The sequence below is a fragment of the Rhizobium moroccans genome, from assembly GCF_057559155.1.
Genome location: NZ_JBHFJG010000002.1, coordinates 141,401 through 156,309, shown reverse-complemented (window position 1 = coordinate 156,309; position 14,909 = coordinate 141,401). Strand labels below are relative to the sequence as shown.

Genomic DNA, 14,909 nt, shown 5'->3' with positions numbered 1-14,909 from the left:
CTCAGTTCTCCGTCTTGCGCGTCGAGACGACGTATTGGGCCATGGCCGCGCATAGGATGATGAGGAACAGAATTTGCGAGGCTGCCGCGCCCTTGCCGATATCCCAGCGCACGAACCCGACTTCATAAATGTACATGACAAGCGGACGTGAGGTGCCGTTGGGGCCGCCATTGGTCATCAATTGCGCCTGTCCGAACAGCTGGAACTGCATGACGATCTGGATGATCGTCACCAGCATGATGGTGCGCGCGATGGAGGGCAGGGTGATGCGTGTCAGTACGCGCCAAGGACTGGCATTGTCGAGCGCGGCGGCTTCGTAGAGATCCGCCGGAATTTGCTGGAGCGCGGCAAGGAACAGCATCATCGGCAGGCCGAGGCACCACCAGACGGTCGCCACGCCGATCGAAAATAGCGACCACCCGCTGGTCGACAGGAAGTGGATCGGCTCGGCGCCCAAGTGTTTGAAGATAACCGACATCAGGCCGTCGCCCGGAATGAACACGAAGCGCCAGATCAATGTCACGATGGTGACCGACAGGACGGAAGACGAGAAGAACAGCCCGCGGAAGAAAGAGGTCGCACGGGTCGTCCTGTTGAGCGCGAGCGCGAGGAAAAGCCCAAGCGCCACCAGCGAGGGAACGCTGACGATTACGAAGACGATCGTGTTGCGAAGTGCCTGGAGGAAGACCGGATCGGCAAACACCCGGACATAGTTGGCCAATCCCACGAAACGGCCGGGGCCGAAAAGATCCACCTTGTGCAGGCTGAGCCATATACCCCAGAACAACGGGAAGACGAGCAGCAGAGCAAATGCCGAAAGATAGGGCAGAATGAACAGCCCATGGCTCCACTGGCTGCGACGGTAGGTCTTTGCCATCAATCGCCCCCCGTCCGGTGGGCCTGGCCGCTTTCATCGAAGAGGTGGAGGGTGGCCGGGTCGAAGCTGATATGCAGGCTGTCTCCGATGACAAGCGCGCTGCGGCCATCTACCTCCACAGTCAGCTTCGTGCCGTCTTCGAGCACGCCGTAGACGAGCGATCTGTCCCCCAGCCGCTCGATGACCTCCGCCTTGAGCGGCGTTCCCGTTTGTCCCTGCGGCAGCACGACGATGTCTTCGGCGCGGATGCCGAGAGTGGCACCCCGTGGAGAGAACCCGGCCTGGGGATGGATCGCGGTTTGTAGCGTGCCTATGCCGACAGTCGTGACGGCGAGGCCGCCTGGATTGTTCTGCACGGCGGTGACAGGCAGGAAGTTCATGGCGGGCGAGCCGATGAAACTCGCCACGAAGCGCGTCGCCGGCTTCTGGTAGACCTCCATTGGTGTACCGATCTGCTCGATCCTGCGGTCGTGCATGATGACAATGCGGTCGGCAAGCGTCATTGCCTCGACCTGGTCATGCGTGACGAAGATCATGGTGCTGCCGAGACGGGCATGAAGTTGGGCAAGCTCCAACCGAGTGCGGCCGCGAAGCGCCGCATCGAGATTGGAGAGCGGTTCGTCGAAAAGGAAGGCTTTCGGCTCCTTGACGATGGCGCGGCCGATGGCGACGCGCTGGCGTTGGCCGCCCGACAGTTTCTGCGGCTTGCGCTCCAGAAGGTGGCCGATCTCCAGGGTTTCGGCTGCCGCCTTGACGCGCCGCTTTATCTCCTCCTTCGGCATCTTGATGTTTTCCAGCCCGAAGGACATGTTCTGCGCCACCGTCATATGCGGATAAAGCGCATAGGACTGGAAGACCATGGCAACCCCCCGCTGTCCAGGAGGAAGCGTGTCCACCCGCGCATCCCCGACCGAGATCGTTCCCGCCGAAACGTCTTCCAGCCCGGCGATCATGCGAAGCAAGGTCGACTTGCCGCAGCCGGAAGGCCCAAGGAAGACGACGAATTCTCCCGGCTGGATGGCCAGCGAGATGTCGTCGAGCACGGTCAATGCGCCATAGTGCTTGGTGACATTGCTGATTTTGATCGATGCCGACATGGTTCCTCCTCCCTGTCGTGGCCGCGGTCAGGCGCCGAGCCGGATCATCCGGTAGCTGAGAGGCGAAATCCTCGCCCGCAGCCGTCTGCCCGAAGCGTCGACCCCGGTGCCGTCCTGCGGCACGATCGCTTCGGTTTCAGGACCGTTCGTCGCGCGCAGGCTGTGCCCTTCCATCACCTTGTCCATCACCACCCGTCGCTCGCCGAACCCCTCCAGCGCGAGATCGAGATCGATGCTTTCGCTCTGGTGGCGGTTGACGATGAAGAAGGTCAGTGCGCCATCGCTCTCCGTTTCCACCGCGGAGATGTCGAGATAGGCGACATTGTCGGCGAAATCCGTCGCATAGCCGGGGCAATCCAGTGCCAGCTGCAGCGCCTTGCCGCGTCCGTAACGGGAGGCGAAAAGGTATGGATAATAGGTTGTCTGACGCCAGGCCGGACCACCTGGCACGGTCATGATCGGTGCGATCACATTGACGAGTTGGGCAAGGCAGCCGACCTTCACCACATCCGACCGGCGGATGAAAGTATTGAGGATGCAGCCGACTTGCAGCACGTCCTCGAAATTGTAGATGTCTTCCAAAAGCGCCGGGGCGTGCGGCCAGCCGTCCTTGCCCTCCAGAACCTTCCGGTCCTGCTCGCGCGAATGATACCAGACATTCCACTCGTCGAAGCTGATATAGACATCCTTCTTCGACCGCTTCTTTGCTTTGGTGAAGGCGATGACACCGGCGATGGTGGCGATGTAGTCGTCGAGCTTGGCGTTCTGTGCAAGATAGGCGGCCGTATCGCCGGCGTGATTGTCGAAATACATGTGCAGGCTGATGTAGTCGACGGAATCGTAGGTGTAATCGAGCACGGTCGCTTCCCATGCCGGATATGTTGGCATCTTCGGCGAGGAAGAACCACATACGACAAGCTCGATCGACTTGTCGAAGGCGCGCATGGCTTTCGCGGTTTCAAAGGCCAGCCGTCCATATTCGTCCGCCGTCTTCTGGCCGATCTGCCAGGGGCCGTCCATCTCGTTGCCCAGGCACCACATCTTGACGTTCCAGGGCTCCTCGCGGCCGTTCTTGCGGCGCAGGTCCGACCAGTAGCTGCCGCCGGGATGGTTGACGTATTCGAGGAAGGCACGTGCCTGGTCGAGGCCGCGGGAGCCGAGATTGACCGCCAGCATCATCTCGGTGCCGGCGGCTTTCGCCCAGTCGGCGAATTCATGGATGCCGACGTGATTGCTCTCGGAGCTGTGCCAGGCGAGATCGAGCCGGACGGGACGTTCCTCGCGTGGCCCGATGCCATCCTCCCAGTTATAGGCGGAGACGAAATTGCCACCGGGATAGCGCACGATCGGCACATCCAGCTCACGCACCAGGTCGATGACGTCGCGGCGCATGCCGTTCTCGTCGGCGGTCGGATGGCCGGGCTCATAGATGCCGCTATAGACCGCGCGTCCAAGATGCTCGATGAACGAGCCATAAAGTCGCGCGTCGATCGTGCTGACCACATAACCGCTGTGGACGGTCCCGACTGCCCGCATTCTCTTCCTCCCATGCATATCATATTATCAGATATATATCTGAATTAAGGATAAAATACACGGGTCCGGTCGGCCGTCAAGCCGGTCGCTGGAATTTTGCATTAGGGGTCGCTCAGGCCTTCAGGCGCAGGACGATGTCCTGGTCGTAATTGCCGAAGCCTCGGCCGAAGATGTTGATGCCACCCGGGTGTTTCGCCGTCTCCGGCACTTCTATGCGTAGCCGGATCGAGCGGTGCTCCAGCAAGGCGAGGTCGGCAAGGCAGGTGTCGGAAACGCGCACACCGTCGATGAAGGTGCCGGTCGGTGTGACGCGAAAACTTTTCAGGACGCCGTATTGGCTGCCGCGCAGCTTCCACCAGTCCGGCGTATACTTGCCGCGGCGGTCGCCGAAATCACCAGGTGAAGTCCAGGTGACAATCGGCTTGCCATTAATGGAGATGGTGATGTCCGACGGCCAGTTATCGGACGTTCCGGGCACTTCCGAGGACAGTTCCAGAAGCAGTTCCAGTTCCCGGATTTCTGCTCCCTTTATCCTGGCATTGTTGGGAAACTGGTAGTCCACATAGCCGCGGGTGAACCAGAGGAGGCCCGCCTTCATGCGGTCCGGCGCCAGAAAGGTATCGGGATTGTCGAGATAGCCGATAATGCCTTCCTGCGAGCACATACCGCAGGGCGCAAAGACGTCATATCCGCTGTAAAGGCCGACCGGCATCGCCACCTCGATCGCCTCATCAACCGTTTCCTTCGGGCTGGAAAAGCTTATGACGATCTCGTCGTGGACGGCATGGCAGATCTTTTGACTGCCCTTGCGCGCCTTCTGAACCTCGGTGCGGATCAATCCGGCCTCTTCCATCTGGTTCAGATGCGTCGACGTGGTGGATTGCGGCAGGTCGAGCCTGTCGGCAATGTCGTTGACATTGAGCGGTCCGCTTGCATGGAGCAGTTCCAGTATAGAGAGCCGGGCGGGGGCTGCAAGACACTTGAGTACTTCTTTGCCGTCCTCAGGCGTGATCATCAGAAACCGACTGCTCAAAATGCGCTCCCTCAATGCATTTTTTGATTTGTATCTGGTTTTCTGATCCGATCAAGGCCAAAGAGGAATCCATCTCGCGCACCTCGCCAGTCAGATTTGACATCGGCAAGGCTGTATTTGCGGACCGGCGGAAGGGAACTCTCCTGTTATCTGCGGGTTTGCAGGAACAACCTGCGGAGGTTCACATGGGCAAACGTACCATCCTTCTGGCGAGCATTGTCGTGCTGGTTCTGATCGCCATGCTCGCAGTCAGGCCGTTCATGGCCTCGGTGGACCCGAACAACGGACCATCGTCGCCGCATGCCATAGATCAATAAACACTGGATTCATGGGTTGAGCGGCGGCCATCTTGTTCGGCATCCGATGAAGCCGCGGCGTTAGCGACGGCGGCCCCGCACCGCCCTTGCACGGCCTCTCCGACACCCCAGCGGCGGCTCGCCGGGCCGGGCGATCAGATATATCTCGACCTGCGGCGCCTCTGTAATGCGCAGAATGGGATTTCTATGCGCCCGACATGGAGGCGGATCATGCCGTCCGCATGGATTTCGATCTGCGCGTTGAGCAAGTGTCATGCCCGACCAGGCATGCCTATCGTAAAAACCAACGTGCCGGAACCAAGCACAAGACAGGGCAGGAAAGATCACTCATCGCGCCATCTCACGCGCAGCCCGGCGGAGAGGTCGAAAACGGTCAGCAGGGTCAGAATGCTTCATGGCCGTTTCGGTAGTTGGTAGGTCTAGCGGTAGCTATTCACCCGTTTTGATGGGTTGAATAAATGGAAAAAATGCATTATTCGTACCATTGAAAGGGTCAATTAATGCGCCTAACGCTCCAAACCCATTTTGATGGTGAGTGGCATTACGCTGCGACGGTGGAAATCAAGGACGCCGCCGCCGGCTTCCAGGGCGCGTCTATCGTCGATTACGATCTCGACTATTTCGTCAATGTGGCATCAGCGGAGTTCGCGGCTGGAAAGATGGTCCGCGACCATCGCGCATTGTCAGTACGTCATCCTGTTGACCTCGAAAACCGATACAGCCGCAGCTGGCCGCCCTTCCTTTTGGATCTTATACCCCAGGGGCATGCAAGGCGAAAACTTGCCGAGCACCTCAGCCTTGCTGAAGGCTCACGGGCTTCCGATCTGCCGCTGCTTCTCCGATCCGCGACAGGCGGCATAGGCAATATCCGGATCAAGGAAGCGACCGAGGCTGAAACGGAACGGCTGCGCGGTGTTGAGCGCCAAGGGGTTACAGAAGCGGAAATCCTAGAGCGCTCCGATCGTTTCATGGAAGTCGCGGATCGCTTTGGAATGCTCGCCTCCGGCTCAAGCGGCCTGCAAGGTGAATGGCCGAAGGTCTCGATGACCCAGGCGAATGACGGGCTCTACTATCCCGACAGCTTCGTGACCGATGATGAGGCCGTGCGCCACGTCATCGTCAAGCTAGTACGCAGCAACGAGCCTGTGGACCGCCTGATCCTCGAAGGCGAAGCCCTCTATTCGCGGATCGCTCAAGAGATCGGTCTGAATGTCAGCGAACCATCAACCTATGCCGAAGGCGTCCTGATTATTCCTCGTTTCGACCGGAAGAAAAAAGAAAGCGGCGGAACCGTCCGGCTAGGGCAGGAAAGCCTTGTATCCGCGATCGGCATTGCCGATTTCGGCCATGTCGGCACGCATGAGGCCTATATCGACGTTCTGCGTCAAAATTCGGCCGATCCCTTCGCGGACATTGTAGAATACCTGAAGCGCGACATCGCCAATCTGGCGCTCGGTAATCCCGACAATCACGGTCGGAATTCCGCATTGAGCAAACACCAGGACGGCACGATCCGGCTGTCTCCGCTTTTTGATTTCGCGCCGATGCGGCTTGCCAAGGAGGGTATCGTTCGCTCCACCCGATGGGCGATGATGCGTGACGGCGGTCTTGACCACCTCCCCAATTGGAAACGGATTTCCGCCGAACTGATGCCTGATCCTGCAGAGCAGAAAGCGCTTGCGACCGCTCTTTCCGAGTTTGCCGAACATCTGCGCCGGGCTCCGGCCATGGCGAAAGATTCGAGCGCGTCTCCAGAGATACTGGACCGTGCGATGGGACGCTGCTTCGCGATAACGGACAGCCTTCTAGCGGCGTGCCAATGATGTCGGAGAACCGCTGAATGGCTCGGTGGAAGAAACCCACGAAAGAAGAGGTTCTTGAAAACCGTCGAACGCTGGCCGAGCGTGCTCGTACTGGCGACCTAAGGCTACCCGGTGCTGTGGCAGAAATCCGAAAGGGTTTCGGTATGACCCAAGAAGAGTTTGCCAAGACACTGTCGCTTACCAGACGCCAAGTTGCTGAGATCGAAGCAGGCACCGCGAACCCAACTCTCGAAACATTGGAAAAGATCGGTCGTTTATTCGGATTCGGAATTGGTTTTGTACCCAAAGGCGGTTGAACCAAGCACTCGAGTGAGCACGCCAGGAATGCTTTCTCATCGCATCACCAAGGGAAACCGGGAACTGGCGGCATGGACCCGACAACGCAGGAACCCAGACCAGGGCAGTAGCTGGCAGAATGGAGCCGGAAGAGGGAGCCGGCAGACCCTCTGGTCTTGACCGTTTTCCCCGCGACCGAAGCCAGAGTTATATTGCAAGGTGGTACACATCACCATCCACGATGACACGGGCCGGATCCATACTGAGCGAGGCCCGTATTCCTTATTTCGGGCTGTTAGGTTTTAAGTCGTTGCGCAGGACATGGAGAAGCGGGGGTGTCGTCCTCCGCTTTTGCCGTCACTCCGCTTCGTTCAACCGAAACGCGGTCACCAATCGCGCTCTCCGTCAGGCTAGGCCGGCCAAGAGCTTGTCGAGCGTGATGGGGAATTCCCGCACCCGCACGCCGGTCGCATTGTAGATCGCGTTTGCCACGGCCGCGCCCGTTCCGCAGACGCCGAGCTCACCGATGCCCTTGCTGCCGAGCACATTCGCCTTGTCGTCATGCTCTTCGAGAAAGACGACTTCGAGAAACGGCACGTCCGCATTCACCGGCACGTGATATTCCGCCAAGTCGTGGTTGACGAAGTGCCCGTAGCGCGGGTCGAGGACGCTTTCCTCCATCAAGGCCGCACCGATACCCCAGGTCATTCCACCGATGATCTGCGAGCGGGCAGTCTTCTGATTGAGGATCCGGCCAGCGCCGATCGTGCTCAACATGCGGCGTATTCTGATTTCGCCGGTGTCGATGTCGACGCCGGCTTCCACGAAATGAGCGCCATAGGAGTGCTGGGAGAAGTTGCGGTAATCGTCTCCCCGTTCCACCTGGCCCTCCGCCTCGATGCCGGAAGGCGCGAGCCGGCCGACGAGTTGGCCGAGTGGTTCGCCTCGCCCTGCCCAGCGGATTTCGCCATTGGCAAAGTCCACATCGCCTGCCGCAACGCTCGCAAGGGACGGATCCGCCCGCCGCGCTTCGGCAACAATCCGCTCGCGAAGGGCGAGGCAAGCATTGTGGACCGCTGAGCCGGAACTTGCAGCACCCCAGGAGCCGCCGGAACCGGCGGTGCGGGGAAAATTGCTGTCGCCCAATTCGACGGTGATGGCTGAGGGCGGCAGGCCGGTGGCATCGGCCGCGATCTGCGTCAGGATCGTATAAGTGCCGGTGCCGATATCGGTCATGTCGGCCTGAACGGTGAGGTGTCCGTTTCCGCCAAGGCGCACCCTGGCGCGCGTCGCGCCGATATAGTTCGGCCGCATGGCAGCTGCCATCCCGTAGCCGACCAGAAACCGGCCATCCCGCATGGCGCGCGGCTGAGAATTGCGCCTTTCCCAGCCGAAGCGTTTCGCTCCTTCCTGCATGCAGGCGACGAGGTTGCGGGTGGAGAAGGGCACATCCCGCTCCGGATCGCGCGTGGGCTCGTTGCGGATGCGGAATTCGATCGGATCAAGGCCGAGCTGCTCCGCCATCTCATCGATCGCGCATTCGAAGGCAAGCATGCCCGGCGCCTCGCCCGGCGAACGCATCCATTCGCCCCGATTGGTGTCGAGGCCGATCAAGCGGTGACGCGTGCGCCGGGTTTGGGAGGCGTAGAGCGCGCGTACGAACACGGCGGTCTGTTCGCAGAACTCCTCGAAACCCGAAGTCGCGGAGAAGACGTCGTGCGAGATGGCGACCAGCCTGCCGTTTCTGTCGGCGCCGAGGCGGACGTCGTGCTTCATCTTGGCCCGATGCCCGGCATTGGCGAACATCTGCTGACGCGTCAGGGCAATCTTGACCGGCCGCCCCACCACCCTGGCAGCCAGCGCGGCAAGAACGGTGTCGGCATGGACGATGAGCTTGGCGCCGAACCCGCCGCCGACGAAGGGGCTGACGATACGCACCCTTTCCGGCGGCAGTTGAAGCGTATTGGCGATACCGGCACGGAAATTGGCGATCGTCTGTGCCCCGGTATAGATGGTGAGGTCATCGCCCGACCAGACGGCGGTGGTCGCGTGCGGCTCCATGGGGTTGTGATGCTGGTAAGGCGTCGTATAGGAGACGTCGAGCCTGACTTCCGCGGCGGCGAAGGTGCCTTCGAAATCGCCGACGGCACTGTCGGTCTCGAAACCCGCATTGGTGCGCTGCGGCGCGTAGGCCTCGGCAAGGTGGGCCTCCATGTCGTAACGACCCGGTTCCGTCTCGTAACGGACGCGGATCAGGCTTGCCGCGGCCCTTGCCGCCTCGAAGGTTTCCGCCACGATCAGGGCCACCGGCTCGTCGTAGAACCGCACCCGGTCGTCGGAAAGCATCGGCCGCGCCCGGGTGAACACTTCCGGGACGGTCGGCGTCACCGACGGGCCGAAATCGGGCTGAGACGGAGCATTTCGGTGGGTCATCACATAAAGCACGCCGGGTGCCTTTTCCGCTTCCGCCGTGTCGATCGCGGCAATACGGCCCTTCGCGATTGCGGCGCCGAGGATATAGCCATGAACTGCACCGGCGATTTCGACATGTTCATAGGCATAGGGCGCGCCACCGGTGACCTTCAGCCGTCCGTCCACCCGGTCGAGCGGCCGGCCTATATAGGTTTCGTTTGTGTGCGAAGGGGATGCATTGGTTCGGTTTTCCGACATGGGGGCCCTCATGCAGTTCGGATTGCTGCGGCAAGCGTGGCGCGGAGCGTTCGCCTGGCGAGCATTATCTTGAAGTCATTGTCGCCCGAGCCTCTGGCCTTGGCGAATGCGGCGTCGTCCACCTGCTCGAAGGTCTCCTTGGAAGGTTCCGCTCCGCTCAACAGCCGTTCGGCTTCGGACAGCCGCCAGGGCTTCGGCGCGATGCCTCCCATCGCGATGCGTGCGCTTAAGACCCGACCGGCTCCGGCATCGATCACGGCTGCGACGGAAACGAGCGCGAAGGCATAAGAAGCCCTGTCGCGTACCTTGCGGTAGATCTGCCGACCGGCGGGCGGTGGTGGCAGAACGACTGCTGTTATCATTTCACCGTGCCGCAGCACCGTTTCCACATTCGGCGTCTCGCCCGGCAAACTGTGAAGATCGCCGATCGGAATGGCTCGCGTTTCGCCTTCGGGCGTGACGGTCTCGATTTGCGCATCCAGTGCAGCCATGGCAACGGCCATGTCGGAGGGATGAACCGCGATGCAGGCCGAACTCGTGCCGAGGATGGCGTGCATGCGATTGAAGCCCTCGATCGCCGCGCAGCCGGAACCCGGCTGACGCTTGTTGCAGGGCATGTTGGGGTCGTAAAAGAAATAGCAGCGCGTGCGCTGCAGAAGGTTGCCCGCCGTGGAAGCCTTGTTCCTGATCTGCGCCGACGCGCCGGCAAGCAGTGCCTGGGCCAGTACGGGATAGCGGTTCCGCACCCGAAGGTCGGCGGCGAGATCGCTGTTGCGCACCTCGGCGCCGATCCTTAACCCTCCCTCCGGAGTGTCTTCTATCTCGGCCAGCGGCAGCCGGCTGATGTCTACGAGATGCGACGGCCGCTCGATCCCAAGTTTCATCAGATCGAGGAGGTTGGTTCCGCCGGCGATGAACCTGGCATCCGGGTTGGCGGCGACCGCGGCGACCGCCTCTTGCGAGCTCGTTGCCCGCTGATAGGTGAAAGATCTCATGCCTCAAGCCTCTTTACTGACATCGCGGATCGCGGCGACAATGTTCGGATAGGCAGCGCACCGGCAGATATTGCCGCTCATACGCTCACGGATTTCCGTTTCCGTCAGTTCCACCGTGTCGGCGGCAACGTTGTCAGTGGCATGACTTGGCCAGCCGCTCGCCGCCTCCTGCAGCATGCCGACGGCGGAACAGATCTGGCCAGGCGTGCAATAGCCGCACTGGAAGCCATCCCTCTCGACGAAAGCCGCCTGCATCGGGTGCAGCTCGCCTTCCTGTGCCAATCCCTCGATTGTGGTGATCTCGTCGCCCTCGTGCATGATGGCCAGCGTCAGGCATGAATTGATTCGCCGTCCGTTGACGAGCACCGTGCAGGCGCCGCACTGCCCATGGTCGCAGCCCTTCTTCGAGCCGGTCAGCCCGAGGCTATTGCGGAAGGTGTCGAGCAGCGTCGTCCGGGGGTCTAGATCGACGGCGAAGTCGCGCGCATTGATGCGCAAGGTCAGGGGAACGGTTTCTACCTGCGTTGGGGCGGCGGACGCCATCGCCGCCGGCTGCGGCTGGGCCCTCACCGGCAATCCCGTCACGAGGAAAAAGCCTGCTGCGGTCCCGGTTTCAAGAATTGTTCGCCTGGTGACGCCAGGCTGCCTATCATCTGTCATCGGATCGTCTCCGTCTTCGGCGAAAGGGCATCATCGCCGCGTTCGCCGTCCTTCAGAACGATCCTAGTATGGGAATTCAGGCTGGGCCCTTCTTCCACGATCCCGGCGGAACTGTCACGATCCGGGAAGAAATTCCGCGCGGTAGGCTCTTGGCGTCGTGCCTCTCAGGCGGCGGAAGGTAGAGGTGAAATGGCTCTGGCTGGAAAAGCCGAGCGCAAGGGCGAGATTGCCGATCGGCGAACAGGTCGTCTTCAGCAGCGTCTCGGCGCGGGCGATGCGCCGTTCCAGCACATAGGCATAGGGCGCCATCCCGGTCGCCGTCTTAAAGCGTCGCGCGAACGTATCCGCCGGCATGTTGGCGGCCGCGGCAAGGTCGCGAAGCGAAATGTCGCCTTGAAGATGTGCATCAATGAACTCGCCCACCCGCACCAATGTGGGCCGGCTGAGAGGGGCCGGACGGTTGGTAGAGGGTGCGTTCCCGTCGAGGGCGGCGATGCGCATGGAAAGGAGTGCGGCCAGATGCTCCACATAAGCCGCGTCGGGCCGGATGCCGCCGGCCAGATCCATGCAGAGCGAGGATAGGAGCGCGGCCATGACCGGGTCGCTGCCGTTCACCGTCGTCGGCATCTGCGCCAACCGGTCGATGCCGGGGATTTCCGCCGAAGGGTCTATCCAAAATGCCGAATAATTGAGGTCGGCCTCGCGGTAGATGCCGTAGCGCTCGACGCCGGCGGGAACGAAAGTGACGGCACCTGGCCGGTCCTGTCCGTCATAGACGAGGTCGCTGCCGGATGAGACGCGCGTCCGCGCCGTGCGCCCACGTTCGGTCAACACGATCACATGGCGTGGCGCATTCCAGCGAAGCTCGACGTCCTTGCAGACCCAGTGCCGATGGTCGAAGGTCACCGCGCCATCGAGCCAGGAGGCCTGGTGAAGAGCCTGCGAACGATCCTCACGCGTTTGGATACGGCCTTCGCCGAAAAGCGGCTCGCTCGACATGGAAGAAACCTCGCTGGCACCGTGTTCGTCGCTGACATTCCACACAATATAGGCAGGATCGCTCCGCCGCCTGATAATAACCGCGTGTGATCGCCGTGTGCCGATCAACAGGGCGTGAGGCCATCGCCGCTGATTGAAGGTTTGGGTGACGGCCGGATGACCCCTGTGGGCCGGGCATGGAATCGCGGCGGCGCAACGTTTCTTAACGCGATGACATACCGATAGACGGCGCGATCGCTACGGTCTGGTCCGGATCATCTGGGATGCAATAGCTCCAGATCAAGCGGAAGGTCGTTCTATGGCTGGGATATCCCAATCACCAACATCACACACGCGCCTGGCGTTCGGCGTGATTTTTCTTTGGTTCGGTTTTGTGACTGTAACTCAGGCGCAGGACCAGATGCCGGTCACGGTTGTTGTTGCCAGAGAAACTGGAGTGACGGAACGCGTTCCTGTCGTAGGGTCGCTCACCGCTAAGGAGGAGATACACGTTTACCCATCCGTCCAGGGGGAGGCGATAGAGCAGATATTGGTGGAGGCGGGGCAGTATGTCGAAAAGGGCGAGGCGCTGGCCGTGCTCGACATGACCGCTGCCCGCATGCTGCTCGACAAGAATTCGGTCAGCATCCTGCGGGCCAAGGCCGCCGTCTCAGTGGAAACCAGCAGGCTCGACGTGGCGCTGGTGAGCGAAGCGGAAGCCAGAAAGATATTGGAACGCAGCCGCGCCCTGCAGCCCAAGGGTGCGGTTTCACAACAGGTTCTCGATGAACATCAAAACGCGCATGCCCGTGCGGTGGCGGAACTCGGCCTTGCTCGGCAATCACTTGCTCTTGCTGAGGCGGATGCGGAGCTTATCGCTCGGGAGCGGGAGGAGATCGAGCTGACGATTAAACGCAGCACGATCCGGGCTCCGAGTTCCGGGCTGATCCTCAGCAGAACCGCGCGCATCGGCGCCATGTCGACGAGTTCAGGCGCTCCTCTGTTCGTCATCGCAAAGGATGCAGTGATCGAATTCGTCGCCACAGTCACAGATACCAGTTTCGTGCGGCTTCGTGAGGGCATGCGCGCAGAAATCACTTTGCCCAGGCACGAGGCTCCGCTTGGCGGCACATTGAGATTAAGCGCTGCGCAACTCGATCCGGCGACACGCAGCGGCGAGATACGCATTGAACTTGACGATCACGACGGGCTCACACCCGGCGTTTTCGCCCGCGGCAGCATCAACTCGTCTTCGAGGCGCAACATTCTCCTGCCGGGGAGTGCGGTCAAGACCGCGAGCGGCACGAGCAATGTCTTCGTCGTCGAGGATGGCGTCGTTAACCTACGTCGGGTGACGGTCGGTACGCGGCAAGATGGTTTCGTGGAGATCGTGAGCGGAGTCAGCGATGGAGAAATGGTTGTCCTGAAATCCGGCGCGTTCCTGAAGGCTCAGGAAAAAGTCCAGCCAGTCATCGCAGCCTCAAACCCGCCCTCGGTGGATCGTCTGGCGTCGTCGTTTCTGGCCATGGACGGCGAAAGGGTTGCGCCATGAAAAACGGCAATGTCTCGGCCTGGGCAATCCGAAATCCTCTTCCATCCATCCTGCTTTTCGTCGTTTTGACCGTCGTCGGGCTCTACAGTTTCGCCCAACTGCCCATCACCTATTTCCCGACGATCATCACTCCGGCCGTCAAGATCACCGTCGAGCAATCCGGAGCGACGCCGGTCGAGCTGGAGACCGAGGTGACCCGGCCGATCGAAAACGCGATCGCATCGCTGCCGGCAATCGAGGACCTTGCATCAACGATCCATGAGGGGCGATCCGTGACGACCGTCGAGTTCGAACTGGGGCTCGTCTCCCCGGATCGGGCGATGAACGACGTGCGGGATGCCGTTGCCAGAATTCGAGGCGACCTGCCTGGCACGATCGACGAGCCAGTCATTGAGCGGATCGAGGAGGAGGCACAATCCGTCGTCACCTATGCGGTTCTCAGCCAGGATATGACCGCCGCGGAACTCTCCTGGTTTGTCGACGATGTTGTTACCCGAGATCTGCAGGGACTTGCCGGAGTAGGACGTGTGGAACGGGTCGGCGGCGCCGATCGCGAAATCCATGTGGAGCTGGATGCCGATCGCCTCCAGGCGCTGTCGCTTTCGGCCGCGGCGGTCAACGAAACGCTTTTGCAAACGCAGCTCGATCGCTCCGGCGGGCGAAGCGCGATCGACGGAGGCGAGCAGGTCCTGACGACGGCGGCGGCGGCAAAGACGGTAGCAGAGCTTGCCGAGCAGCGCCTTGACCTTTCCAGAGACAATACCGTGCGACTTGCGGACATTGCGAATGTTCGTGATACGGTGGCCGAGCCTCGAACCTTCGCCACGCTGAACGGCACTGATATTGTCGGCTTTGCCGTCTACCGCTCCCAGGGCGCGAGTGACGTGGCTGTCGCCCGTACGGTCGCCGAAGCCATCGTGAAACTGGGCGATGGCAATCCTGGGATCCGCTTCCGCCTTGTCGATGACAGTGTTTCTTACACAGCCGGAAATTACCATTCCGCGATGGACACGCTACTGGAGGGGGCGGCGCTCTCGATCGTCGTCGTCTTCCTGTTCCTGCGCGACTGGCGCGCGACGATCGTCGCGGCCGTCG

13 protein-coding genes are annotated in these 14,909 nt (G+C 61.0%); 5 read left to right on the top strand and 8 right to left on the bottom strand.

From position 1 onward, the window contains the following. Window position 1: 1 nt before the first annotated feature. From ACE04I_RS02455 to ACE04I_RS02440, 4 genes are all read right to left on the bottom strand, one after another. On the bottom strand, window positions 2-877 hold the full coding sequence (locus ACE04I_RS02455) for a carbohydrate ABC transporter permease (RefSeq protein ID WP_046793116.1): 876 nt from the start codon (window positions 875-877) through the stop codon (window positions 2-4). After that, window positions 877-1,974 carry an ABC transporter ATP-binding protein gene (locus ACE04I_RS02450; RefSeq protein WP_046793117.1) on the bottom strand — a complete coding sequence of 366 codons (1,098 nt, stop codon included), beginning with the start codon at window positions 1,972-1,974 and terminating at the stop codon, window positions 877-879. The genes ACE04I_RS02455 and ACE04I_RS02450 overlap by 1 nt, the downstream gene beginning before the upstream one ends. Before the next feature lie 27 nt (window positions 1,975-2,001). After that, entirely contained in the window at window positions 2,002-3,510 is a 1,509-nt protein-coding gene (gene arfA, locus ACE04I_RS02445) for an arabinosylfuranosidase ArfA (RefSeq protein ID WP_487206507.1), read from the bottom strand. Window positions 3,511-3,622: 112 nt separating this feature from the next. Further along, window positions 3,623-4,543, bottom strand: coding sequence for an ArsR/SmtB family transcription factor (locus ACE04I_RS02440; RefSeq protein ID WP_487206506.1), 921 nt, complete (start codon window positions 4,541-4,543; stop codon window positions 3,623-3,625). A gap of 185 nt (window positions 4,544-4,728) precedes the next feature. Between ACE04I_RS02440 and ACE04I_RS02435 the strand changes: the two genes are divergently transcribed. From ACE04I_RS02435 to ACE04I_RS02425, 3 genes are all read left to right on the top strand, one after another. After that, window positions 4,729-4,860: a hypothetical protein gene (locus ACE04I_RS02435; protein WP_280950041.1), complete on the top strand. Its 132-nt coding sequence runs from the start codon at window positions 4,729-4,731 to the stop codon at window positions 4,858-4,860. Window positions 4,861-5,360: 500 nt separating this feature from the next. Beyond that, window positions 5,361-6,683, top strand: a complete 1,323-nt coding sequence (locus tag ACE04I_RS02430) for a type II toxin-antitoxin system HipA family toxin (protein WP_487206505.1) — start codon at window positions 5,361-5,363, stop codon at window positions 6,681-6,683. Window positions 6,684-6,700: 17 nt separating this feature from the next. Then, on the top strand, window positions 6,701-6,979 hold the full coding sequence (locus tag ACE04I_RS02425) for a helix-turn-helix transcriptional regulator (RefSeq protein ID WP_046793121.1): 279 nt from the start codon (window positions 6,701-6,703) through the stop codon (window positions 6,977-6,979). A gap of 385 nt (window positions 6,980-7,364) precedes the next feature. Here the strand turns inward: ACE04I_RS02425 and ACE04I_RS02420 are convergent, their stop codons facing one another. From ACE04I_RS02420 to ACE04I_RS02405, 4 genes are all read right to left on the bottom strand, one after another. Continuing rightward, window positions 7,365-9,629, bottom strand: coding sequence for a molybdopterin cofactor-binding domain-containing protein (locus ACE04I_RS02420; protein WP_487206504.1), 2,265 nt, complete (start codon window positions 9,627-9,629; stop codon window positions 7,365-7,367). Between the two features lie 8 nt (window positions 9,630-9,637). Then, window positions 9,638-10,624: an FAD binding domain-containing protein gene (locus tag ACE04I_RS02415; protein ID WP_487206503.1), complete on the bottom strand. Its 987-nt coding sequence runs from the start codon at window positions 10,622-10,624 to the stop codon at window positions 9,638-9,640. Window positions 10,625-10,627: 3 nt separating this feature from the next. Then, on the bottom strand, window positions 10,628-11,284 hold the full coding sequence (locus ACE04I_RS02410; protein ID WP_046793124.1) for a 2Fe-2S iron-sulfur cluster-binding protein: 657 nt from the start codon (window positions 11,282-11,284) through the stop codon (window positions 10,628-10,630). Window positions 11,285-11,398: 114 nt separating this feature from the next. Then, window positions 11,399-12,283 (bottom strand): helix-turn-helix domain-containing protein, encoded by an 885-nt coding sequence (locus ACE04I_RS02405; RefSeq protein ID WP_487206502.1) that lies wholly within the window; start codon window positions 12,281-12,283, stop codon window positions 11,399-11,401. Window positions 12,284-12,581: 298 nt separating this feature from the next. Between ACE04I_RS02405 and ACE04I_RS02400 the strand changes: the two genes are divergently transcribed. Both ACE04I_RS02400 and ACE04I_RS02395 read left to right on the top strand, forming a co-directional pair. Next, window positions 12,582-13,814: an efflux RND transporter periplasmic adaptor subunit gene (locus ACE04I_RS02400; protein ID WP_052760342.1), complete on the top strand. Its 1,233-nt coding sequence runs from the start codon at window positions 12,582-12,584 to the stop codon at window positions 13,812-13,814. Beyond that, window positions 13,811-14,909, top strand: a 1,099-nt coding sequence (locus ACE04I_RS02395) for an efflux RND transporter permease subunit (RefSeq protein WP_487206501.1), incomplete at its 3' end; no start/stop codon positions are given. The genes ACE04I_RS02400 and ACE04I_RS02395, both read left to right, overlap by 4 nt.